20 protein-coding genes are annotated in these 21,068 nt (G+C 68.6%); 2 read left to right on the top strand and 18 right to left on the bottom strand.

The genetic code is table 11. The features are described from left to right. Positions 1-9 precede the first annotated feature (9 nt). From ACFQ9K_RS23190 to uraD, 17 genes are all read right to left on the bottom strand, one after another. Positions 10-756, bottom strand: a complete 747-nt coding sequence (locus ACFQ9K_RS23190) for a class I SAM-dependent methyltransferase (RefSeq protein ID WP_378722026.1) — start codon at positions 754-756, stop codon at positions 10-12. Between the two features lie 134 nt (positions 757-890). Next, positions 891-1,919: an allantoicase gene (alc, locus tag ACFQ9K_RS23185; RefSeq protein ID WP_378722025.1), complete on the bottom strand. Its 1,029-nt coding sequence runs from the start codon at positions 1,917-1,919 to the stop codon at positions 891-893. Beyond that, entirely contained in the window at positions 1,912-3,237 is a 1,326-nt protein-coding gene (gene allB / locus ACFQ9K_RS23180) for an allantoinase AllB (RefSeq protein WP_378722024.1), read from the bottom strand. Before allB ends, alc begins: the two co-directional genes overlap by 8 nt. Continuing rightward, complete coding sequence (locus tag ACFQ9K_RS23175) at positions 3,230-4,411, bottom strand: glycerate kinase (protein ID WP_378722023.1); 1,182 nt, start codon at positions 4,409-4,411, stop codon at positions 3,230-3,232. The genes allB and ACFQ9K_RS23175 overlap by 8 nt, the downstream gene beginning before the upstream one ends. Continuing rightward, complete coding sequence (gene gcl, locus ACFQ9K_RS23170; protein WP_378983575.1) at positions 4,408-6,213, bottom strand: glyoxylate carboligase; 1,806 nt, start codon at positions 6,211-6,213, stop codon at positions 4,408-4,410. The genes ACFQ9K_RS23175 and gcl overlap by 4 nt, the downstream gene beginning before the upstream one ends. 151 nt (positions 6,214-6,364) lie before the next feature. Beyond that, the gene (locus ACFQ9K_RS23165) at positions 6,365-7,240 is read right to left on the bottom strand and encodes an NAD(P)-dependent oxidoreductase (RefSeq protein ID WP_378724642.1); all 876 of its coding nucleotides are present in this window, start codon (positions 7,238-7,240) and stop codon (positions 6,365-6,367) included. Further along, entirely contained in the window at positions 7,237-8,040 is an 804-nt protein-coding gene (locus ACFQ9K_RS23160) for a hydroxypyruvate isomerase family protein (protein ID WP_378724640.1), read from the bottom strand. Before ACFQ9K_RS23160 ends, ACFQ9K_RS23165 begins: the two co-directional genes overlap by 4 nt. Then, positions 8,037-8,417 carry a gamma-glutamylcyclotransferase gene (locus ACFQ9K_RS23155; protein WP_378724638.1) on the bottom strand — a complete coding sequence of 127 codons (381 nt, stop codon included), beginning with the start codon at positions 8,415-8,417 and terminating at the stop codon, positions 8,037-8,039. The genes ACFQ9K_RS23160 and ACFQ9K_RS23155 overlap by 4 nt, the downstream gene beginning before the upstream one ends. Positions 8,418-8,562: 145 nt before the next feature. Next, complete coding sequence (locus tag ACFQ9K_RS23150) at positions 8,563-9,630, bottom strand: XdhC family protein (RefSeq protein WP_378724637.1); 1,068 nt, start codon at positions 9,628-9,630, stop codon at positions 8,563-8,565. Positions 9,631-9,645: 15 nt separating this feature from the next. Continuing rightward, the gene (locus ACFQ9K_RS23145) at positions 9,646-11,088 is read right to left on the bottom strand and encodes an NCS2 family permease (RefSeq protein WP_378724635.1); all 1,443 of its coding nucleotides are present in this window, start codon (positions 11,086-11,088) and stop codon (positions 9,646-9,648) included. Positions 11,089-11,184: 96 nt separating this feature from the next. Continuing rightward, a complete protein-coding gene (locus tag ACFQ9K_RS23140) occupies positions 11,185-13,518 on the bottom strand; it encodes a xanthine dehydrogenase family protein molybdopterin-binding subunit (protein ID WP_378724633.1) in 2,334 nt (777 codons plus the stop codon). Further along, positions 13,515-14,861: an 8-oxoguanine deaminase gene (locus tag ACFQ9K_RS23135; RefSeq protein ID WP_378724631.1), complete on the bottom strand. Its 1,347-nt coding sequence runs from the start codon at positions 14,859-14,861 to the stop codon at positions 13,515-13,517. Before ACFQ9K_RS23135 ends, ACFQ9K_RS23140 begins: the two co-directional genes overlap by 4 nt. After that, complete coding sequence (locus tag ACFQ9K_RS23130; protein WP_150407739.1) at positions 14,858-15,331, bottom strand: (2Fe-2S)-binding protein; 474 nt, start codon at positions 15,329-15,331, stop codon at positions 14,858-14,860. The genes ACFQ9K_RS23135 and ACFQ9K_RS23130 overlap by 4 nt, the downstream gene beginning before the upstream one ends. After that, positions 15,331-16,200 (bottom strand): FAD binding domain-containing protein, encoded by an 870-nt coding sequence (locus ACFQ9K_RS23125; protein WP_378724628.1) that lies wholly within the window; start codon positions 16,198-16,200, stop codon positions 15,331-15,333. Before ACFQ9K_RS23125 ends, ACFQ9K_RS23130 begins: the two co-directional genes overlap by 1 nt. Before the next feature lie 2 nt (positions 16,201-16,202). Continuing rightward, positions 16,203-17,075, bottom strand: coding sequence for a factor-independent urate hydroxylase (pucL, locus tag ACFQ9K_RS23120; RefSeq protein WP_378724626.1), 873 nt, complete (start codon positions 17,073-17,075; stop codon positions 16,203-16,205). 3 nt (positions 17,076-17,078) lie between these two features. Continuing rightward, positions 17,079-17,378, bottom strand: a complete 300-nt coding sequence (uraH, locus tag ACFQ9K_RS23115) for a hydroxyisourate hydrolase (RefSeq protein WP_378724624.1) — start codon at positions 17,376-17,378, stop codon at positions 17,079-17,081. Then, a complete protein-coding gene (gene uraD, locus ACFQ9K_RS23110) occupies positions 17,375-17,887 on the bottom strand; it encodes a 2-oxo-4-hydroxy-4-carboxy-5-ureidoimidazoline decarboxylase (protein WP_378724622.1) in 513 nt (170 codons plus the stop codon). Before uraD ends, uraH begins: the two co-directional genes overlap by 4 nt. A gap of 162 nt (positions 17,888-18,049) precedes the next feature. On the opposite strand from uraD, the gene ACFQ9K_RS23105 reads away from it, so the two are divergent. After that, positions 18,050-19,555 (top strand): PucR family transcriptional regulator, encoded by a 1,506-nt coding sequence (locus tag ACFQ9K_RS23105; RefSeq protein WP_378724617.1) that lies wholly within the window; start codon positions 18,050-18,052, stop codon positions 19,553-19,555. Between the two features lie 63 nt (positions 19,556-19,618). Here ACFQ9K_RS23105 and ACFQ9K_RS23100 read toward each other — a convergent pair whose 3' ends face one another. Beyond that, positions 19,619-20,158, bottom strand: coding sequence for a MarR family winged helix-turn-helix transcriptional regulator (locus ACFQ9K_RS23100; protein ID WP_378724615.1), 540 nt, complete (start codon positions 20,156-20,158; stop codon positions 19,619-19,621). 84 nt (positions 20,159-20,242) lie between these two features. Here ACFQ9K_RS23100 and ACFQ9K_RS23095 point away from each other — a divergent pair, with 84 nt between their 5' ends. After that, positions 20,243-20,962, top strand: coding sequence for an SDR family NAD(P)-dependent oxidoreductase (locus tag ACFQ9K_RS23095; RefSeq protein WP_378983568.1), 720 nt, complete (start codon positions 20,243-20,245; stop codon positions 20,960-20,962). Positions 20,963-21,068: the final 106 nt, after the last annotated feature.

Below are 21,068 nucleotides of genomic sequence, written 5' to 3'. Positions count from 1 at the left end.
CTCTTTCGGTCAGCTCGGCAGGTCGGCGGTGACCAGGCGATAGCCCAGATCCAGGTGCGGCCGATCGACGAGATCGGCGTATCGGGAGTGCCATTCGCCGGTCACCAGGTCCTGCCGCAATCGGGACAATCCCGGTAGCAGTAGCGGTTTCGGCGTCAGCGCCAGCATCGACATGCCCGCCCGGACCGTTTCGTCGAGATAGGCTTCGGGCCTGCGCCAGTAGGCGCCACCGAAGCCGTCTACACAATCGTGCGGCACCGGGATCGGCTGGATCTGCGGATCTTTCAGCAATCCCGTGAGCCGGGACAGCGCGACGGAGAGCCGCCCGTCGGTCTCGGCCGCCGCGGGCAGGTAGTCGCGTACCAACCAGAACTGCCGGTACACCGCATGATCCCAGGTGAGGATCGCGACGCGGCGGCGAGCAACCCGGGTCATCTCGGCGATGCCGCACTCCAGGTCGGTCCAGTGATGAACGGTGAGCACGGCAAGTGCCGCATCCACCGAATCGGTCCGCAGCGGCAGGCGTTCGGCCGTCGCACGCACCGCCGGCGCCGCGCCCACCGGCCGTTGCGCGATCATCACCCGGCTGGGCTCCACAGCGAGCACCGTCCGACTCGGCTCATACGAACCAGTACCCGCCCCGATATTCACCACCGTCCGCATACCGCGCAGCGCGCCCGCGATCACGTCCGCAATCCGCGGATCAGCCTGGCGGGTCACCGAATACGTCCGCCCGGTAGCGTCGTAAACGGTCATCGGCGCACCCGGCGGCACAGCGCGGTGCCGCGACCGCCGCCTGCCCTCACGACGTTGATCGACATAGTCGGACACTACCGCGAGCGGGTGCGCCGATCATCACCTCAGATCTGCCTGCCCGGGCGGGTGGCAGCTCATCGCTGGTTCGCGAGCCAGCGGGAGTTCAGCTCTCGCTCGGCGGCTGTGGTGAGCGAGCCGAGGACGCGCAGGCGGGCGATGCCGCCGTCCGGGTAGATGTCGACGCGGACGTGGGTGGCGGGGCGGTCGGTGGGGGTGAGCCGGAATCGATGGGGGGTGTCGGGTTGCAGGGTTGTCCTGGGCAGCAACTCGTACCATGCGGGGTCGTCGGCCGGCGGAAGTGGTTCGGGGCCCTGATGATCGATGGCGCGGATGCGGGTTTCGCCGGGCGCGTTGAACAGCAGGTTGGTCGTGTCGAGTTCGATCAGCGCGGGGGTACCCTGCGCCGCGAGTTCGATGACGGCCCAGTCGTTTCCGGTGTCGCGACGGCGAGCCGTCTCCCAGCCCTCGGCCTGGTTGCGGGCCAGGCCCGGGGAGAGCATGTTGTCCGGAGCCGAGTAGAACATGTTGGAGCAGGCGATCGTTCGGGCGCCGTTCTCCAGTGCGGCCAGATCCACGGTGAGACCGGTGAGCAGGGTCGGGTCCGGAACCACCTCGCCGTGCACGCGCAGCCGGGCGACGCCGCCATCGGGATAGATGTTCAGGCGGACGTGGGTGAAGATGCGGTCGTCCGAGACCGCGAGCTCGTGCTTCGCGTCGCCGCCGAGTGCGGTGCGCGGCACGATCTCGGCCCATTCGGCCGAATCCAGTTGCGCCGGCGAGGGATAGCCGGGAGCCCGGCAGGCCTCGATCGAGGTGAACGGCGGATAGTTGCCCTTGAACCACGCGGTATCGATGACGACGCCGCGAATCACGCCGGGCATGCCGAGCCGGATCATCGCCCAGTCGTGGCCGGGTCCGCGATGCCGTCGCGTTTCCCAGCCGTCGTACTCCTGGCCCTTGGGCCCGAACGTGTGCTCGGCGAAGCGAGGTTCCCACGGGTTGATGAGGTTTTCGCGTTCCTCGAACGACTCGTCGCTGGCGGCGATCACCCCCGCGCGATTGGTGCGCAGCGCCAGATCGGGCAGGCCGGTGAAGTCAGACATTGTTTCCTATCCGGTTGTGGTGCAGGGAAATGAGGCGGCCCGCGGGCGGGTGGCCGTTACCGACGACGCGACCGCGGAGCCACGTGGCGTGGACGAGGCCGCGTAGTTCGCGACCGCCATAGGGCGTGATCGGGTTCTTGTGCGCCAGCGCGCCCGGATCGACGGTGATCGGCGCCCACGGGTCGAAGGCCACCAGGTCGGCATCGCAACCGACCGCGATCCGCCCCTTGTCCGGCAGCCCGGCCAGTTCGGCGGGCGCGGCGGCCATCCAGCGGACCACGTCGGTCAGCCGGAACCCGCGCTCGGCGGCGGCCGTCCACACCGCGGGCAGGCCGATCTGCAAGGACGAGATGCCGCCCCAGGCGGTCGCGAAGTCGCCCTCTTTCAACTCCGGCGTGCACGGCGAATGGTCGGAGACCACACAGGACAGCACCCCGTCGGCCAAGCCCTGCCACAGCGCGTCCTGGTTGCCTGCGTCGCGAATCGGCGGGCAGCACTTGAACGCGGTGGACGACGCCTCGGCGGCCGACAGCGTCAGATAGTGCGGGCAGGTCTCCGCGGTGATCCGGACACCTCGCGCCTGCGCCGCCGCGAGCGGTTCGAGACAGGCCGCGGCCGAGACGTGCAGGATGTGCGCGCGCACGCCGGTCAGCTCGGCGAGCGAGATAACCTCTTGCACCGCAGCACTTTCCGCCGCTCCCGGCCGCGAATCCAGGAACGCGCGATACGTCCCGTCCACCGGATCACGCAGGCGCACCGGATCTTCGGCGTGCACCACCAGCAACCCGTCGAACTCGACGAGCTCACGCATCACCCGCTCCACCTCGCCGAGCCCGAGCGGCGGGAACTCGTCCACCCCGGACGGGGAGAGGAAGCATTTGAACCCGGCCACACCCGCCTCGTGCAGCGGCCGCAGCGACGGCAGGTTTCCCGGAATCGCCCCGCCCCAGAACGCGACGTCCACATGGCACTGCCCCTGCGCCACGGCCTGTTTCATCGCCAGGTCCGGCACGCTGACCGTCGGCGGCAGCGAGTTGAGCGGCATGTCGACGATCGTCGTCACCCCGCCCGCCGCGGCGGCCTTGGTGGCCGTGGCGAAACCCTCCCACTCGGTCCGCCCCGGCTCGTTGACGTGTACGTGCGAATCCACCAGGCCGGGCAGCACGACGAGGTCGGCGAGATCGGTGGTCGCCGCGGCGGCCGGCACCGCGTCGTAGTCCGCCAGCTCGGCGATCTTGCCGTCCCGCACGGCGATCGAGGCCGCGCGGATTCCCTCCGGCAGGGCGACCCGCCGGGACCGGATAACCAGATCATGCATGAGCACTCGCTCCCAGCCAGGCGCCGGCGATCTCACCGGCGAGCCGTTCCAACAGGGGTCCGGCCTGCGCCATGCAGACCTCGGGGTCGGGTTCGAGATCGGTCAGCGCGTACGCCTGCTCGATGTGGGCGTCGCGCAGTTGCTCGCCGGTGAGCGAGCGCCGCCCGGCCACCGCGACGACCGGCACGGTGGCGCCCGCCGCGGCCCGGGCGACCCCGACCGGCGCCTTGCCGTGCAGGGTCTGCGGGTCGAGCGAGCCCTCGCCGGTGATTACCAGCCGCGCCCCCTCGACCTGCTCGGCGAAGGACATCAGATCGAGGATGATCTCGATGCCCGGCCGCACCGTCGCGCCGAGGAAGGCGAGCGCGGCATAGCCGACCCCGCCCGCCGCACCAGCGCCGGGCCGATCCGCTACGTCGGCGCCGAGGTCGCGCTCGACGATCGCGGCCAAACGGGCCAGGCCCCATTCCAATTCGTCGATATCGCGCTGCCGCGCACCCTTCTGCGGCCCGTACACCTGTGCGGCACCGCGCGGTCCGAGCAGTGGGTTGTCCACGTCCGAGGCGACGATCACCGGCACCTGCAGCATGTCACTGGCATCGATGCGGGCCAGCCGGGTGAGCGCCGCGCCGCCGCGCGGCAACTCCCGGTCGTGCTCGTCGAGGAACCGGACGCCGAGCGCGGACATCATGCCCACTCCCCCGTCCGTGCACGCGCTCCCGCCGAGACCGAGCACCACGCTGCGCGCGCCGCGGGTGGCGGCCGCGCGGATCAGCTCGCCGGTGCCGTAACTCGTTGCGGTCATGGCGGTTTGGAATGTCGGCCGAATAGGCAGCCGACGCAGGCCGGACGCTTCCGCGAGCTCGATCACGGCGGCCTCGCCCCGCATCGCGAACGAGGCGGCCACCGGTGACCCCAGCGGGCCGGCGACGCCCGTCTGGAAGCGGACGAAGCCCGACTCCACGACCGCGTCGACCGTGCCGTCACCGCCGTCGGCCACCGGCATGGTGACGACGGGGAGGTCCGGGCGCACCCGGCGGAGTCCGGTCGCGATGTGCGCGGCGACCTGAGGCGCGGTCAGCGACCCCTTGAACTTGTCGGGGGCGATGACACAGTGTCCTTCGCGCCACCCGCCGCGCACACCGCTCGAGCGCAGCGCGTCCGGCCCGCTCACCTGCCGCCCCCGACCGGTTCCGGCTCCGGTTCGATGGCGACGGTGGCAGTGGGCGCGTCCGCGGCGGACAGCGCCAATTCCTCGAATTCGACGATATTGTCGATCTCCAAGCCCATGGACACGTTGGTGACGCGTTCGAGGATGCATTCCACGACCACCGGCACCCGGTGCTCGACCATCAGCTTCTTGGCGTCCTCCAGAGCCTGGCCGATGTGTTCGGGCTCGAAGACGCGGATCGCCTTGCAGCCTAGCCCTTCCGCCACCTTCACGTGGTCCACGCCATACCCGCCGACCTCAGGACTGTTGATGTTGTCGAAATCGAGCTGCACGTAATAGTCCATGCTGAACGCACGTTGCGCCTGACGGATCAGACCCAGATACGAGTTGTTCACCAGCACATGAATATACGGAATGCCGAACTGCGCCCCGACCGCCAATTCCTCGATAAGGAACTGAAAGTCGTAGTCACCCGACAACGCGACCACCGTCGCGTCCGGGACCGCGGTCGCCACCCCCAGCGCCGCGGGCAAGGTCCAGCCCAGCGGCCCCGCCTGCCCAGCATTGATCCAATGCCGCGGCCGGTAGACATGCAACAGCTGCGACGCCTGGATCTGCGAGAGACCGATCGTGCTGACATAACGGACATCCGGCCCGAACGCCCTGTTCATCTCCTCATAGACCCGCTGCGGCTTGATCGGCACATTATCGAAATGAGTCTTACGCTGCCCGAGCTGCTTTCGCGCCCGCACCTGCCCCGCCCAATCGGACCGATCACGCAACATCCCCGCCCCCGCGAGCTCCCGAGCGACCTCGATGAACACCCTCAGCGCCGCACCCGCATCGGAAGTAATACCGAAATCCGGGGCGAAGACCCGCCCGATCTGCGTCGGCTCGATATCGACATGCACGAACGTGCGGTCCTTGGTGTAGGTCTCCACCCCACCGGTATGCCGGTTAGCCCACCGATTCCCGATACCAACAACGAAATCGGACTCCAGCATCGTCGCGTTCCCATACCGGTGCGAGGTCTGCAAACCGACCATCCCCGCATGCAACGGATGATCATCGGGAATCGTGCCCCACCCCATCAACGTCGGCACCACCGGAACACCGGTCAGCTCAGCGAACTCGACCAGCAGACCCGCGGCATCGGCATTCACGACGCCACCACCCGCCACCAGCAGCGGCCGCTCGGCCGCGTTCAACATCGCGAGAACCTTTTCCGCCTGCGCCCGAGTCGCCGCCGGACGATGCACCTGCAACGGCTCGTAAGTCTCGATGTCGAACTCGATCTCGGCCAGCTGCACATCGATCGGCAAATCAATCAACACCGGACCCGGCCGACCCTCACGCATCAACCGGAACGCCTTCTGGAAGCTACCCGGCACCTGCGCAGGCTCCAGAACCGTCACCGCCCACTTCGCCACCGGTCCAGCGATCGAGGCGATATCGACAGCCTGGAAATCCTCCTTGTGCAACTTGGCCACCGGCGCCTGCCCCGTAATGCACAAAATCGGAATCGAATCAGCACTGGCCGAATACAACCCAGTGATCATGTCCGTACCCGCAGGACCCGACGTGCCGACACACACACCGATATTGCCCGCCACCGCCCGGGTATACCCCTCAGCCATATGCGAAGCAGCCTCGACATGACGAGCCAGCACATGCTTGATCCCACCATGGGCCCGCATCGCGCTATAGAACGGATTGATCGCCGCCCCCGGCAACCCGAACGCCTGCGTCGCACCTTCCTTTTCCAGAATCAACACCGCGGCATCGACCGTACGCATCCGTGCCATGCTCAACGCTCCTTGTTCTGGCGCGCGCCGCACGATTGCATCGCGCGCAGCACTGCATTGCCGGCAGTTCTCTCGCCGCGCACCCAGCCGTCCGGCAGCCGGATGCCGCATTCCTCGTGCCGCGCAGGCATTGTGGGCGTGGCCGGCATCCTCATGCCTCGCCCCGGCCCGACAGCGCCTCCGCGACCAGCAGCAGACCGGAGTGATCGAGCGAGCCGTAGCCCATGGCCCGGCCCGCCGCGATGAGCTGCGCGGTCAGCGCACCCATCGGGATGGAGACCTCGGCCTCGCGGGCGGCCTGCAGGATGATGCCCATGTCCTTGTGGTGCAGGTCGATCCGGAAGCCGGGCACGAAGTTGCGGGCGAGCATGGTTTCGCGCTTGAGCTCGAGGATCTTGCTGCCCGCGAGCCCGCCGGCCAGCACGTCCAGGCCCTTGGCCGCGTCCGCACCCAGGTTCTCCATCAGCAGGATCGCCTCGGCGACCAGCGCGTAGGTACCGCCGACGACGAGCTGGTTGGCCGCCTTCACGCACTGCCCGGCACCACTGCCGCCGACCAGCGCGAAGGTCTTGCCGACCGTCTCGAAGATCGGTGTGGCGGAGGCGAAGTCGGCCGCGGAGCCGCCGACCATGATGGACAGCGCCGCGTTGATCGCCCCGTTCTCCCCGCCACTGACCGGGGCGTCCAGCACGCGCAGGCCGTTCTTCCTGCCCTGCTCGGCGGTCCACTTGGCGGTCTTGGGTGTGATCGTGGAGAAGTCGATGTACAGCGCGCCGTGGACGGCGTGCTCGACGATGTCGGGGAAGACCTCTTCGATCTGCTCGTCCTGGGGCAGCATCGTGATGACGATGTCCTTGTCCCGGACCGCCTCGGCCACGCTGGCCGCCGCGGAACCGCCCGCCGCTTTGAGCTTTTCCAGTCCCTTGGGCCCGATGTCGTACCCGGTCACCTCGTGTCCGGCCTTGACCAGGTGTCCCGCCATCGGACTGCCCATGATTCCGAGGCCGATGAATCCGATATTGCTCATGCCGACATCCACTTCCAATCCAGCTCGGGGTCTTTGTATTCCAGGCCGATCCACCCGTCGTAGCCTGCGGCGGCGAGGGTTTCGAACAGCGTGGTGAAGTCGAGTTCGCCGGTGCCCGGCCGGCCGCGACCGGGATCGTCGGCGATCTGTACGTGGCCGATGTAGCGCGCGTAGGTCTTGATCACCTGGATGAGGTTCTCGTCCATCCGCGCCAGGTGGTAGAGGTCGCAGAGGAAGCGCACGTTCGGCTCGCCGGTCTGCTGGATCACCCGCACGGCGGCCTCGGCGCTGACGATCGGATAGTGCGGCGACTCAGGGGCATTCAACGCCTCGACGAGCACCGTGGCGCCGATCCGGGCGGCGGCGCGCGCCGCCAGCCGCAGGTTCTCCAGGGCGAGCGCGTCCTGCTTCGCCGGGTCCTCGCCCGCGATCCGGTTGCCGTAGAGCGCGTTCAGCGCCCGGCAGCCGGTGCGCTCGGCGATCCCGACGGCCACCTCGATGTTGTCCCGGAACCTGGTGACCTCACCGGGGACGGACACCAGCCCGCGGCCGACCGGAATCAGATCGATGAAATTCAGCCCGACCAGCTGCACGCCGGCGTCGTCGAGCGCGCGAACAAATGCGTCGATCTCGTTATCCGCCGGCGTGGGGTCTTCGCCGAAGGGCCACCAGAATTCGACCGCGTCGAAGCCGGCCGCTTTAGCCGCGGCGGGCCGCTCCAGCAGCGGTAGGTCCGTGAAAAGAATAGAGCAATTGACGTCGAATTTCGGGAGACCGGACTCCCCTGCGTAATGCTTCACTCAGCTCCTTCGCGATATTTCTTCCAGCTGCCGATGCGGGTGATGTCGATCAGTTCCGGGTACGAGGTCGGCGGGCGACGCAGCACCATCGACAGGACCGACCTGCCGTCGTCCAGCTCGATCGCGCCGAGCTCCAGCTCGGGCGGTTCCGCAGGTAGCAGGTGCTCGCGCAGCACGTCGAGGGGCACGTCGAACAGCTCGCCGGTGATCGAGTAGCCACCGTCCGGCGCGGGCTCGAGCCCGGGGAAACGGTCGCCGACCGAGAAGAATCGGTAGCGCGGAGCGGTTTTCGCTTCACCGGCGAACGGCGCGCCGTTCAACAGATGGTTGAGCGGCCCTCCGCGCATGGCGGAGCCGTTCAGAAAAATCAACGGCATAATCGGGTCCTTTTGTGTCGAATTTCACCAAGTATGCGTGGATTACCTGGTTATCGGATAGATGAGATCAACCCAAAGCTGATCGACCATTCCGTAGCGGCTTTTGTATGATGCTCCAGCGATAGGTTGGGCCGGGGCGAATACATCACCAGACCGGCGCCAAGTCCCGATGAATGGGCCCGTCGCTGGTCGTCAGCGGCCGCGTCGAGCCGCCGCGCCGGACCGCGACGATCTCGGCCGCGATGGCGACCGCGGTCTCCTCGGCGGTGCGACCGCCCAGATCGAGCCCGATGGGCGAATGCAGCACGGCCAGTTCGGCTTCGGTGAGACCGGCGGCGCGCAGACTGGCCATCCGTTCATCGTGCGTGCGCCGCGAACCCATCGCGCCCACGTAGGCCACGGGCAGTCGTAATGCTTTCTCCAGCAACGGGATATCGAACTTCGCGTCGTGGGTCAGCACGCACAGCACCGTCCTGGCGTCGACCGCGGTGCGGGCCAGATAGCGATCCGGCCACTCGACGACGACCTCGTGCGCGTCGGGGAACCGCGCCGGGGTCGCGAACACCGGACGGGCGTCGCACACGGTGACGTGATAGCCGAGAAACCGGCCCATCCGCGTCACCGCGGCCGCGAAATCGATGGCGCCGAACACGATCATGCGCGGCGGCGGCACATACGACTCCACGAAGATCGTGACCTCGCGCTCGCCGCACCCGATCACCCGCACGCCGGTGGCGGCCAGCTCGAGCATGGCCCTGGCCTCGGCCACCACCACCGGATCGAAGGTGGCGCCGAGCGTCCACCACGGACCCAAAGCCATTGCGGCCCCGGTGTTCAGGTCGCGCACCAGGGCGACCGGCTCGGCCGACCGGAGCAGCGCCTCGATCGTGCCGTGCGCCGCGGGAGTGATCGGCTGAACGAATACCTCGATCTTCCCTCCGCAGGTCAGGCCGACGGCGAACGCGTCGTCGTCGCTGTACCCGAAGGTTTCGCGCACCGGTTGCCCGGTGCGCAGCGCCGCGCGGCAGAGCTCGTACACCGCACCCTCGACGCAGCCACCGGAAATGCTTCCGATGACCACGCCGTCGGCGTCCACCGCCAGGGCGGCGCCCGGTGGCCGCGGCGCACTGCCGCTGACGCCGATGACGGTGGCGACGGCGTAGGACTTGCCCGCCGTGTGCCAGTGCAAGAGTTCTGCCGCGAGGTCACGCATTGTTCGTTCGCCGTTCTATCCGCCGAGCAGTAGTTCGATGGCCGCGATGCCGAAGTAGCCGGCGAACACGACCCCGACCACCCAGATCAGCCAATGGATTTCGCTGAATTTGCCGCGCGCCGCCTTGATCACCAGGAAGGCGATGACGCCTGCGCCGACACCGTTGGTGATCGAGTAGGTGAACGGCATCAGCACGATGGTCAGGAAGGCGGGCACCGCGACTTCCAGGTCGGCCCAGTCGATCTTGCGGGCCTGGGTCATCATCAGCGCGCCCACCAGCACGAGCGCCGGCGCGGCCGCCTGGATCGGCACCACCGCGGCCAGCGGCGTGAACAGCACTGCGAGGCAGAACAATCCGCCGGTCATCACGCTGGCCAGCCCGGTACGCGCGCCCTCACCGACGCCCGTCGCGGACTCGACGTACACGGTGTTGCCCGCGCCGCCGCTGACCCCGCCGATGACCTGCGCGACACCGTCGATCGTCAGCACCTTGCCCAGGCCGGGCATGGTGCCGCGCTCGTCGAGCAGTCCCGCCTCGTCACACACGCCGAACACGGTGCCCATGGCGTCGAAGAACCCGGTGAGCACCAGCGTGAACAGCACCACGCCCGCGACCAGCCCACCCGCCTTGGCGAATCCGCCGATCAGGTCGATGTTCAGCACCAGCCCGAAATCGGGCGCCGCGAAGAATCCCTTCGGGGTCTCCGGCACCACCGGTCCCCACGCCTTCGGATCGATCTCGGCCAGCGAGTTGACCACGACGGCCAGCACCGTGGCGATGGCGATGCTGAGCAGAATGGCGCCGGGCACCTTGCGGATGAACAGCGCCAGCATGAGCAGTAGCCCGACCGCGAAAATCACCACCGGCCAACCGGAAAGGTGACCGGCGACGCCGAGCGTGACCGGCGGCCCGGTCTGCGCACCGTGCCCGACCACCCCGGCCGACACCAGCCCGATCATCGCGATGAACATGCCGATCCCGACGCCGATCGCGTTCTTCAGCGACAGCGGGATCGCGTTGATGATCATCGTGCGCAGCCCGGTCGCGGCCAGGATCACGATGATGACACCCATCAGTACGACCAGCCCCATGGTCTGCGGCCACGTCATGTGCGGGGCCGCCTGGAACGCGACCACCGGGACCACACCGAGGCCGGCCGCAAGCGCGAGCGGGACGTTGCCGACCAGGCCCATCAGAATGGTGCTGAGCCCGGCCGAGAACGCGGTCGCGGTGGTGAGCTGGGCGATGCTGAGGGTGTTGCCGTTGATGTCCTGCACCCCGCCGATGATCAGCGGGACGAGCAGGATAACGTAGGCCATCGCTACGAAAGTGGTGATGCCGCCGCGGATTTCGCGGGATACGGTGGTTTTGCGGGCAGTCAACCGGAAGAACCGATCGAGCGGCGATCTTCCCGTGACCGGCTCCGGGACGGAGGAGTGGGTCTGGACTTGGGTCATGGCGTGCCCTCCCTTGGGCATAGCCGACCTACGAACCGGCCGGATCGGCCGGATCGCCTGGTTCGGTTCTGTTGTGGGGTTCGAAGCCCCTGTTGATCAACTGCTCCGGATGATGTCTTCCGGACGCACCGGCACTCGGTTGATGTGCACGGTTCCACCCGCGGATCGGCATGCGTCCCGAATGGCCGAGACGATCGCGGGTGTGGAGGAGAGCGTGGGTGGCTCTCCGGCGCCGCGCAGCCCGTATGGGGCGTGCGGGTCGGCGTTTTCGAGAATCTCCAGCCGCTGTGGCGGCATGTCGAGAATCGTGGGGATCAGATAGTCGGTGAAGGACGGATTGAGCACCTTTCCGTCGCGAACCTGGATTTCCTCCATGACCGCCAGGCCGAGGCCCTGCGCGGAGCCGCCGTGGATCTGCCCCTCCAGCGACAGGCGGTTCATGATCTTGCCGACGTCTTGGACCGCGTCCAGGGAGACGACTTTGACCAGTCCGAGTTCGGTGTCGATGTCCACCACGGCGCGATGCACGCAGAGGGCGAGCTGGGTGTGGCTGTTGCCCTGGCCGGTCACCGGATCCATGCCGGTGGTCGGCCGGTGGTGGAATTCCCTGGTCTCCTCGATGATCTCGTCCCCGAGCAGGTCGACGATCGCGGCGTAGACCTCGCCGGTGCGCGAGACCACCTTGCCGCCGACCAGCTGGAGTCCGCGGGTCGCGCCGAAACGTCCTTGGGCCAGGGCGAGTACGCGCATCCGCACGGCCTCGCAGGCGGCCTTCACCGCGCCCCCGGTCATGTAGGTCTGCCGGGACGCGGAGGAGGAACCGGAGTCGCCGACCTGGTTGTCGGCCGGATGGATGGTCACCCGCTCGATGCCGAGCTCGGTGCGCGCGATCTGTGCTTCGACGGTGACCAGCCCTTGGCCGACCTCGGCGGCCGCGGTGTGCACCAGCGCGACCGGTTCCCCGCCGATCACCTCCAGCCGCACCCTGGCGGTCGACAGGTCATCGAAACCCTCGGAGAAGCAGATGTTCTTGATGCCGACGCCGTAGCCGATGCCGCGCACCACGCCTTCCCCATGGGTGGTCTGGGAGGCGCCGCCCGGCAGGTTCCGGATATCGGACGGGTCCAGCTCCGCGGGCAGCGGCAGGTCCCGCGCCTGGGCGAGCATCTCGGCCATCGGCATCGGCGCGTGCACGATCTGCCCGGTCGCCAGCTTCGAGCCCTGCGACACCGCGTTCACCTGACGCACATGGATCGGATCGAGCCCGAGCGCCTCGGCGACCTTGTCCATCATCGACTCGTGCGCGAAACACGCCTGCACCGCACCGAATCCACGCATCGCGCCGCACGGCGGGTTGTTCGTGTACACGCCGTACGCGTCGATCTTGATGTGCGGGATCTCGTACGGCCCCACCGCGAGCGAGGACGCGTTGCCGGTGACGTTCAGCGTCGCCGAGGTGTACGCGCCGCCGTCCAGCACGATCTGCACCTCGGCGAACACGATCTTCCCCGCCCGGGTGACGCCGTACTCGTAGCGCATCTTCGCCGGATGCCGGTGCACGTGCCCGAAGAAGGATTCCTCGCGGTTGTACATCATCTTGATCGGCTTGCCGGTGTAGAGCGCGAGCATGCCGGCGTGGATCTGCATCGACAGGTCCTCGCGGCCGCCGAACGCGCCGCCGACGCCGGCCAGCGTCATCCGGATCTTGTCGTCCGGCAGGCCGAGACAGGGGCCGATCTGCTTGAGGTCGTTGTGCATCCACTGGGTGGCGACATAGAAATCGAGACCGCCGTCCTCACCCGGCGCGACCAGACCGGCCTCGGGTCCGAGGAACGCCTGGTCCTGGATGCCGACCTCGTACTCGCCGGTCACCACCACATCGGACAGCGCCCGGCCGACCGCGATATCGCCGACCCGGACCGGCTGGTGCCTGGCGATGCCGCCGCGTTCCTGCACCTTGTTGCCCTCCGGGTCGGCGACCACCGCGAGCGGATCGGTGATGGGCGTCAGCACCTCCCACTCGATGGCGATCGCGTCCATGGCGCGGCGGGCGATCTCCGGGTGGTCGGCGGCGACGAGCGCGATCGGCTCGCCGTGATGGCGGACCTCGCCGATGGCCAGCACCGGCTGATCCCAGGTCTGGTCCAGGCCATAGACATTGCGGCCGGGCACGTCCTCGTGCGTGAGCACGGCGAACACGCCGGGCAGCGCGAGCGCCTGACTGATGTCGATGCTGACGATGCGGGCGCGGGGATGCGGACTGCGCAGGGTCGCGCCCCACAGCATGCCGTCCATCCACAGGTCGGAGGCGTAGGCGAACTCGCCCTTCACCTTCAACGTGCCGTCGGGGCGCAGCGGGCTTTCGCCGATGCCGCCCTTGCCCGGTGCGGCGACCTCGCTCGGGAACCGGGTGGTGCGTGCGGTGGTCATGCCTGTCCTCGCATGAGCCGTAGGCGAGCCGCGGCGCCCGCACGTCCGACCGCATCGTGGGCCACCGTGCGCAGTTCGTCGTTTTCCACAATGGTTCGCCCGCCGACCAGCAACCGGGCCAGCGGCGGCGTCGGCCCGAAGACCAGCGCGCACACCGGGTCCTCGACCGCGGCCCGGAATCCGTCCACCCGCCACATCGCGATGTCGGCGAGCTTGCCGACCTCCAGGCTGCCCAGCTCTTGCTGCCGCCCGAGATTGCGTGCGCCGCCCAGGGTTCCGATCTCCAGCGCCTGCCGCGCGGTGAGCGCGGTCGGCCCGTGCACGGCCCGCTGGAACAGCATGGCCTGGCGCATCTCCCCCGCCATCGAGGTCAGCTCGCTCGACGCCGCGCCGTCCACCCCGAGTCCGACCGGGGCGCCGGCGCGCAGCAACTCGGAGACCCTGGCGATGCCCGCGCCGAGGCGAGCGTTGGAGCTGGGGCAATGGGCCGAGCCGGTGCCGGTTTCGGCGAAGCGGCGGATGTCGGCGTCGTGCAGGTGCACCGCGTGCGCGAACCACACGTCCTCGCCAAGCCAGCCGAGCTTCTCCATGTATTCGACCGGCGTGCAACCCATCTGCTCGCGGCAGTGCGCTTCCTCGTCGAGCGTCTCGGCGAGGTGGGTGTGCAGCCGGACGTTCTTGGTGCGCGCCAGCAGCGCCGCGTCGGTCATCAGCCCCTCGCTCACCGAGAACGGCGAGCAGGGCGCGACCGCGACCCGCAGCATCGAGTCGAACGACGGATCGTGGTACTTGTCGATGGTTTCCGCGGTGTTCAGCAGGATCTCGTCGCGGTCCTCGACCACCTCGTCCGGCGGCAGGCCGCCGTCGGACTGGCCGCGGTCCATCGAGCCGCGGCACGGGTGGAACCGGATGCCGAGCTCGTGCGCGGCCCGGACCTCGGCGTCGAACAGGTCGCCGCGTCCCTTGGGGAACACGTAGTGGTGGTCGCTGCTGGTGGTGCAGCCGGTCAGCGCCAGCCAGCCCAATCCCGCTGCGGCCGCGCCGTACACGACCTCGGCGTCCATGCCCGCCCAGAGCCGGTAGAGCCCGGTCAGCCATTCGAACAGCGTCGAGTCCTGGAACAGCCCCTGGCTCGCCCACTGGTAGAGGTGATGGTGGGTGTTGACCAGGCCGGGCGTCACCAGGCAGCCGGTGCCGTCGATGCGCTGCGCGTCCGGCACGATGGGCGCCGGTCCCGCGCCGAGCGATTCGATCCGGCCGTTCGCGAGCACCAGGTACCCGGAGGCGATCTCCGAACCGACCACCGGTGCGATGTAAGCGTTTTCGATGACGACCTTGCTCATCGCGCCCCCGCCTTTCGCGCCGCCGCGAGCCGTACGGCGTCGAGGATCTTCTCGTATCCGGTGCAGCGGCACAGGTTTCCGGCCAGCGCCTCCCTGATCTCCGCGTCCGAGGGTTCGGGATTGTGCTCGATCAGGTCGTGCGCCTGAACGATCAGACCCGGTGTGCAGAAACCACATTGGACCGCACCGGCCTCGACGAACGCCTGCTGCATCGGATCCAGCTTCGCGCCCTTGGCCAGGCCCTCGACGGTCCGCACCGAACAGCCCTCCGCCTGCCCCGCCGCGACCAGGCAGGAGCACACCGGCGTGCCGTTCAAATAGACCGTGCAGGAACCACATTCACCCTGCTCGCAAGCGTTCTTGGAGCCGGGAAGGCCCATCCGCTCGCGCAGCATGTAGAGCAGGCTCTCGCCCTCCCACACGTCGTCGACGGTCTCCGTGGAGCCGTTCACGTCGAAGGTCACGCGCATCAGGCTGCCTTCCTTTCTGTCAGGTAGTCCGTCCATGCCCAGCCCAGGGTGCGGCGGGCCAGCACCGAGAGGGCGTGCTTGCGGTAGTCCGCGGTGCCGCGGACGTCATCGATCGGCTTGGCGGCCGCCGCGACGAGCGTGCCGAACTCGCGCAGCACCCGGTCGGTGAGCGGTGCCGGGTCGTGCCACGGCAGTTGCGTGGCCAGGAATTCCTCGGCGGACCCGGCGCGCAGCGGGGTCGGCCCGGACGAGCCGATGCCCGTGCGCACCGTCCCGTTGCCCGGGTAGAGCGCGATCGAGAACGAGCACACCGCGATCACCATGGCGTTGCGCGTGCCGACCTTCGAAAAGTATTGCGGCCCTTCGGCCGGCGGCAGCCAGACCGCGCGGATCAGCTCGTCGGCCTCGAGCGCGTTCTTCCGTACCCAGATGTAGAAGTCGTCGATCGGGATCATCCTGGTGCCGCGGGCGGCGGACTCGACCTCGATCACCGCGTTGCCCGCGAGCAGCGCCGGATGCGCGTCCCCGGCGGGCGAGGCGCCGCCGAGGTTGCCGCCGACCGTGCCGCGATTGCGGATCTGCGGCGAGCCGACCGTGCGCGAGGCCTGCGCCAGACCGGGCAGCTGATTGCCGAGCCGGTTGATGATCCGCACGTACGGCACGCCGGAGCCGATCCGGATCCTGCCGTCGATCTCCTGGTACTCGAACAACTCCCGGCACGGGTTGAGGTCGAGCAGCGCGCTCGGGCGGCCCTTGTCGAAGTTCAGTTCGACCATCATGTCGGTGCCGCCCTGGATCGGGGTGGCGTCCGGGCGGCCGGACTTGATGTCCAGGGCGTCCGCCCAGCTGGTGGGTCGTAGGAAATCCATCGTCACTCCCACGCCGGACCGGCGGCGGGCGCGTCCTCGCGCAGCACGGTGCCCTCGATCAGGCCGTACGGGCGGTCGGCGGCGTAGAACACCTCGTTGTCGTTCGCCAGCCCGAAGGCGGACAGGTCGACGGTGAAGTGGTGCTTGTTCGGCAGCGACAGCCGGACCTCACCGATCTCCGGGCAGGCGTTGAGCACTCGCTCGCCCATCGCGTAGAGGGTCTGCTGCAGCGAGTAGCTGTAGGTATCGGCGAACGCCTCCAGCAGCGCCTGCCTGGCCTCGCGATAGGTCTTGTCCCAGTCACCCGGCTCGCCGGTGAACCGCCACTCCGCGTTGACCTCGGTGGCGAGCACGCGGTCGTAGGCTTCCCGCAGCGTCGTGTACTTGTCCTTCAGGTACCCGTGGAACTCCGAACCGGTCGAGTTGAGCACCACCAGACCCTGCAAACCCGCGACGACCCAAGCCTTTTCGCCGTCGTAGTGCACCCGCGCGGTACGCACCTCCTGCCCGGAGCGGACGAACGAATGCTGCTTCTCGCCGCCGAGCGCGATGCGCTCCCAGGCATACTCCTCGATGCTGACCCGGGCATGCCGGATGGTCGCCTGCGAATCGACGAAGTGCCGGGCCAGCAGCACCCCGAACGCCTCGGGCGAGGAGATGCCGTGCTCCTTGGCGAAGGCGAAGACCGTGTTCTTCTGCGTGTCGGTGGGCAGCACCGCGCCGTTGTCGCCGGTCAGGTGCACCTCGTCCATGTCGCCGGACAGCGCCACGCCGACATTGAGATCCCGGATCTCGTGCACGCCACCGTTTTTCGTCACGCTGACGACATGGGTCTCCGCTTTGCCGTATCGGTTCGGTCCGAGCTTGATCGACATTGTTCAGCTACCTCGATAGGTGGAGTAGGAATACGGACTGAGCAGCAGCGGCACGTGGTAGTGCGCGGCCGGGTCGGCGACGATGAAGTCGATGGCGACCGAGGGGTAGAAGGGGCTGATCTCGCCGGTGTCGAACGTCAGCCGGTGCGTGCCGGATTCGGGCGCGGGCAGGTCCTTGATCCGGCCGTCGGCGTCGGTGTGCCGCTCGGCGAGCACGGTGCCGTCGGCGCTCGACAGCCGGACCCGCAGGCCCGCCGCGGGCAGGCCGGTCACCGCGTTCAGCACGTGCGTGGACAGACTCACTTGTCCCCCAGCAGCTTTCGCACCCGCAGCCGAGTGATGTCGGCGAGTTCGCTCTGCACCTTGATCCGCTCGTCCAGCTCGGAGTTGGCCAGGCGCTTGCGCAGCTCGGTGAGCATCTCCTCGGCGCTGCGGCCGGTGGCGCGGATCAGGAAGACGTGACCGAAGCGATCCTCGTAGGCCCGGTTGCCCGCGGCCAGCTCGGCGCGCACGGCGGCGTCGGCGCTCGCGGCGCCGGACTGCTCGCCGCGCGACCACGCCGCCTCCCGCTCGGACAACTCCGCCTTGGCCCGGTCGCCGATGCGCGGATGCGCCGAGAGCGCCTCCTCGACATCCGGCCAACTCAGCTCGCACACCGCGGCCACGGCCGCGGCGGTGGCGCCCTCGGCATCGGCGTAGGGCCGCGACGCCGCCACCTTCTGCGCCCATTGCCGGGACGCGCAGCAGGTCAGCAGTTCCTGCTCGGCCCGGTCCGGTGGCAGCGAGTTGAGCCATCCGATGTCGCCTGCCATCTGACCTCCTGTCGGGGTTCACCAATCTGTTCCGCAAGTACACCCGCCGGGGAACACCGCAGCTAGAAACGAGAAATCTGAACTGTGCGCCAGTTCACACCCAACTCTTTGTGCGAATGTCCAAGGGCGTTCACCAGGGGTGCGACTGTTAGCCTTCGCAGCGTGCGCCTTCGATCACTGCTGACCATGGCGGACCTGGGACTGGAACTCGTCACCGGCGAGGAAGAGCTGGACCGGTTCGTGCGTTGGGTGGTGACCACGGACATGCTCGATCCTGGTCGCTACCTGTCCGGCGGGGAGCTCGTGCTCACCGGCCTGCAATGGCGGCATGATCCCGGCGACAGCGAGGTGTTCGTGCGCGCACTGGCCCAGGCCGGGGTGGCGGGGATGGCCGCGGGCGACGCCAGGTACGGCGGTGCGCCGCCGGATGTCGTCGAGGCCTGCCGCAAGCATCGGATCCCGCTGTTCCGGGTGCCGGAGACGGTCGCGTTCGCCGCGGTCACCGAGCAGATCACCCGCAATCTGTCGACCGGGCGGGCGGCGGATCTGACCGCGATCCTGGACCGGCATCGGCAACTGGTCTCCGGCGCCGGGCTCGGCTCGGTGCTCGAGCTCATCGAGCGCGATCTGGGCATGCGATGTTGGGTGGTGTCCTCGACCGGACGGGTCGTGGCCGGACCGGCCACCCCGCCGCCGATCGAGGTGACCACCGCGTTTCTCAGCGCCCGGCGATTACCACTGGCTTTTCTGCACGGCGGCAGCCGGTTTTCCCTGTTCGCGGTCGATGAGCACCGGACCTCGCGGGCCGCGGACTGGTTCTTGGTCTTCGAGGGGGACTACACCGAGTGGCCCGAGGAGCGCCGCGCGCTGGCCGGCGAGCTCGCGGCCGTCGTCTCACTGGAACGGGCGCGGCAGGACGACCGGCAGAGCGCCGAAGGGCGGCTCGCGCAGGAACTCATCGAGTTGATCGTGTCCGACGCCAAGCCGACCGAGATCATCTCGCGGCTGGAACTCACCGGGCTCGGGCCCGGCGAAACCTATATCGCGGTGGCGGCCGCCGCCGATGACACGTTGCGCCCCGGCGAATTACGCGTGCTGCTGCGCGAAATCCTCTACGGCAGAGGGCCGGCCGCCGGCGTGGTGGACGGCGAGGCGATCGCGCTGATCCCGGCCGGCCCGGACACCCCGGTGATCGACGAAATCAACCGCGCGGTCACCGCTTTGGAGCCCGGACTGCGCGGCAGCCGGCTCTCCGTCGGGGTCAGCGGCGTGGTCGACGGCGAGGGCCTGCGCGGCGCCGTCGAAGAGGCGCGCTACGCCCGCCGGATGGCCGCGGGCCGACTACAACCGGCGAGCGTCGTCGGCCACGACGAACTCGCCACCCACATGCTGCTGCTCGCCTCGGTCCCGGACGAGGTCCGCCGCATGTTCCGGCTCCGCCTGCTCGACCCGCTCACCACCTATGACCAGGACAATCGCGCCGACCTCGTGCACACGCTGGAGACGTTCCTCGAGGTGTCCGGGTCCTGGACCAAATGCGCGGACCTGCTGCACGTTCATGTGAACACCCTGCGGTACCGCATTCAGCGCATCGAGGAACTGACCGGACGCGACCTGTCCCGCCTCGAAGACCGCGTCGACTTCTTCCTCGCGCTCGCCCTGCGCTGAGCGCGCGCCCGGGCCGATTGGCGACGCGGCTTATTCAGCTGGCACACAACAGCTTTCACCTGCTCAGGTTTCGTCCGAACCGACTTGCGTGACCTTCTGCGAGCCCAGTCGGGCCATCAGGTCCCGATGCAGGATTCGAAGCAGTTCCGTCAGGTCGGCCTGCTGCCGCGCGGTCAGGGCGGAGAGCAGGTCGTACTCGCGGCCGAGCACGTGGTCGACCAATCGCTCGATCATGGCGTGACCGGCGGGGGTGAGCGAGACGACGACGGCGCGCGAACCGTCGTCCAGCGGCGCCCTGGTGACCAGGCCCTCCCCTTCGGCACGCGCGACCCGCTGGGAAATCGCACCGGCGGTGAGCATGGTGCGGTCTTTGAGTTCCCGAGTGGTCAATTGATACGGCGGGCCACTGCGGCGCAACACGCTGAGCAGGTCGAGGGTGGCCGCGTCGGCGCTCTGCACGGCAAGCACCCGGCGGCGATCGTCGCCGAACAGCTTGGCCAGGTGCCATATTCGGGTCACGACGCCGATGCCGTCGACCGGCGTGCCCGGCCGCTCGCGGAGCCAGGCGAGGGCGATCGCGTCCACCGGGTCGTTCTGGTCCATGCCACTCCTCAATTGCGTTTAGATCTAAACGACATGTACGTTTAGATCTAAATGTACTCGATAGGCGCGATCAAGGAGCTGACCATGGGGCGAAACATCGTGGTGACCGGCGGAGCCACCGGAATCGGGCGGGCGATCGCGCAGATCTTCGCGGCCGAGGGCGACACGGTGGTGATCACCGGCCGCAGGCCCGAACCGCTGCACGCGACCGCGACGGAACTCGGCGTCACCGCACAGGTCTGCGACGCGACCGATCCGGCGCAGATCGAAGCGCTGATCGACGTGCTCCCCCACGAGATCCACGTGCTGGTCAACAACGCGGGCGGCAACACCGACTTCGATCAGCCGGCGCCGACCGACCTGCGCGGCCTGGCCGCCGCCTGGCGAACCAACCTGGACGCCAATCTGATCAGCGCGGTACTGATGACCTCGGCGCTGCGCGACCGGTTGGCCGCGCCCGGCGCCGTGGTGAACATCGGCTCGATCGCCGCCGACAAGGGCGCGGGCGCCTACGGCGCGGCCAAGGCCGGCCTCGCCTCGTGGAACACCCAACTGTCCGCCGAGCTGGGACCGCGCGGCATCACCGCGAATGTCGTTGCCCCCGGCTACATCTCCGCCACCGAGTTCTTCCGGGACAGGCTGACCGACGAGCGCCGCGATTCGCTCATCGCCGCGACGCACACCCGCCGCGCCGGCGTTCCCGAGGACATCGCCGCCGCGGTCCACTACCTCGCTTCCCCCGGGGCGCGACAGGTGACCGGGCAGGTTCTGGCGGTCAACGGCGGCGAACGCACCACCCGCTGACCGCGCCGATCGAGCCGCGGCACGCGGAGCAAGGCGGGCAATAGGGCCTATCCGGGCGAACCGGGAGGCAGGGGCTAGCATGGGCGAGCTGGTAACGGTGGATTTG

Source organism: Nocardia sp. NPDC056564 (assembly GCF_042793755.1).
Taxonomy (GTDB): Bacteria; Actinomycetota; Actinomycetes; order Mycobacteriales; family Mycobacteriaceae; genus Nocardia.
The sequence above is the reverse complement of the archived record's forward strand: the minus strand, read 5'-3'. Positions and strand labels throughout refer to the sequence as shown.

Bases quoted from the DNA above. Each gene is read 5' to 3' on its own strand.
- ACFQ9K_RS23190 (WP_378722026.1), bottom strand. From the start codon at position 756: ATGACCGTTTACGACGCTACCGGGCGGACGTATTCGGTGACCCGCCAG.
- alc (WP_378722025.1), bottom strand. From the start codon at position 1,919: ATGTCTGACTTCACCGGCCTGCCCGATCTGGCGCTGCGCACCAATCGC.
- allB (WP_378722024.1), bottom strand. From the start codon at position 3,237: ATGCATGATCTGGTTATCCGGTCCCGGCGGGTCGCCCTGCCGGAGGGA.
- gcl (WP_378983575.1), bottom strand. From the start codon at position 6,213: ATGGCACGGATGCGTACGGTCGATGCCGCGGTGTTGATTCTGGAAAAG.
- ACFQ9K_RS23165 (WP_378724642.1), bottom strand. From the start codon at position 7,240: ATGAGCAATATCGGATTCATCGGCCTCGGAATCATGGGCAGTCCGATG.
- ACFQ9K_RS23155 (WP_378724638.1), bottom strand. From the start codon at position 8,417: ATGCCGTTGATTTTTCTGAACGGCTCCGCCATGCGCGGAGGGCCGCTC.
- ACFQ9K_RS23150 (WP_378724637.1), bottom strand. From the start codon at position 9,630: ATGCGTGACCTCGCGGCAGAACTCTTGCACTGGCACACGGCGGGCAAG.
- ACFQ9K_RS23145 (WP_378724635.1), bottom strand. From the start codon at position 11,088: ATGACCCAAGTCCAGACCCACTCCTCCGTCCCGGAGCCGGTCACGGGA.
- ACFQ9K_RS23140 (WP_378724633.1), bottom strand. From the start codon at position 13,518: ATGACCACCGCACGCACCACCCGGTTCCCGAGCGAGGTCGCCGCACCG.
- ACFQ9K_RS23135 (WP_378724631.1), bottom strand. From the start codon at position 14,861: ATGAGCAAGGTCGTCATCGAAAACGCTTACATCGCACCGGTGGTCGGT.
- ACFQ9K_RS23130 (WP_150407739.1), bottom strand. From the start codon at position 15,331: ATGCGCGTGACCTTCGACGTGAACGGCTCCACGGAGACCGTCGACGAC.
- ACFQ9K_RS23125 (WP_378724628.1), bottom strand. From the start codon at position 16,200: ATGGATTTCCTACGACCCACCAGCTGGGCGGACGCCCTGGACATCAAG.
- pucL (WP_378724626.1), bottom strand. From the start codon at position 17,075: ATGTCGATCAAGCTCGGACCGAACCGATACGGCAAAGCGGAGACCCAT.
- uraD (WP_378724622.1), bottom strand. From the start codon at position 17,887: ATGGCAGGCGACATCGGATGGCTCAACTCGCTGCCACCGGACCGGGCC.
- ACFQ9K_RS23100 (WP_378724615.1), bottom strand. From the start codon at position 20,158: ATGGACCAGAACGACCCGGTGGACGCGATCGCCCTCGCCTGGCTCCGC.
- ACFQ9K_RS23095 (WP_378983568.1), top strand. From the start codon at position 20,243: ATGGGGCGAAACATCGTGGTGACCGGCGGAGCCACCGGAATCGGGCGG.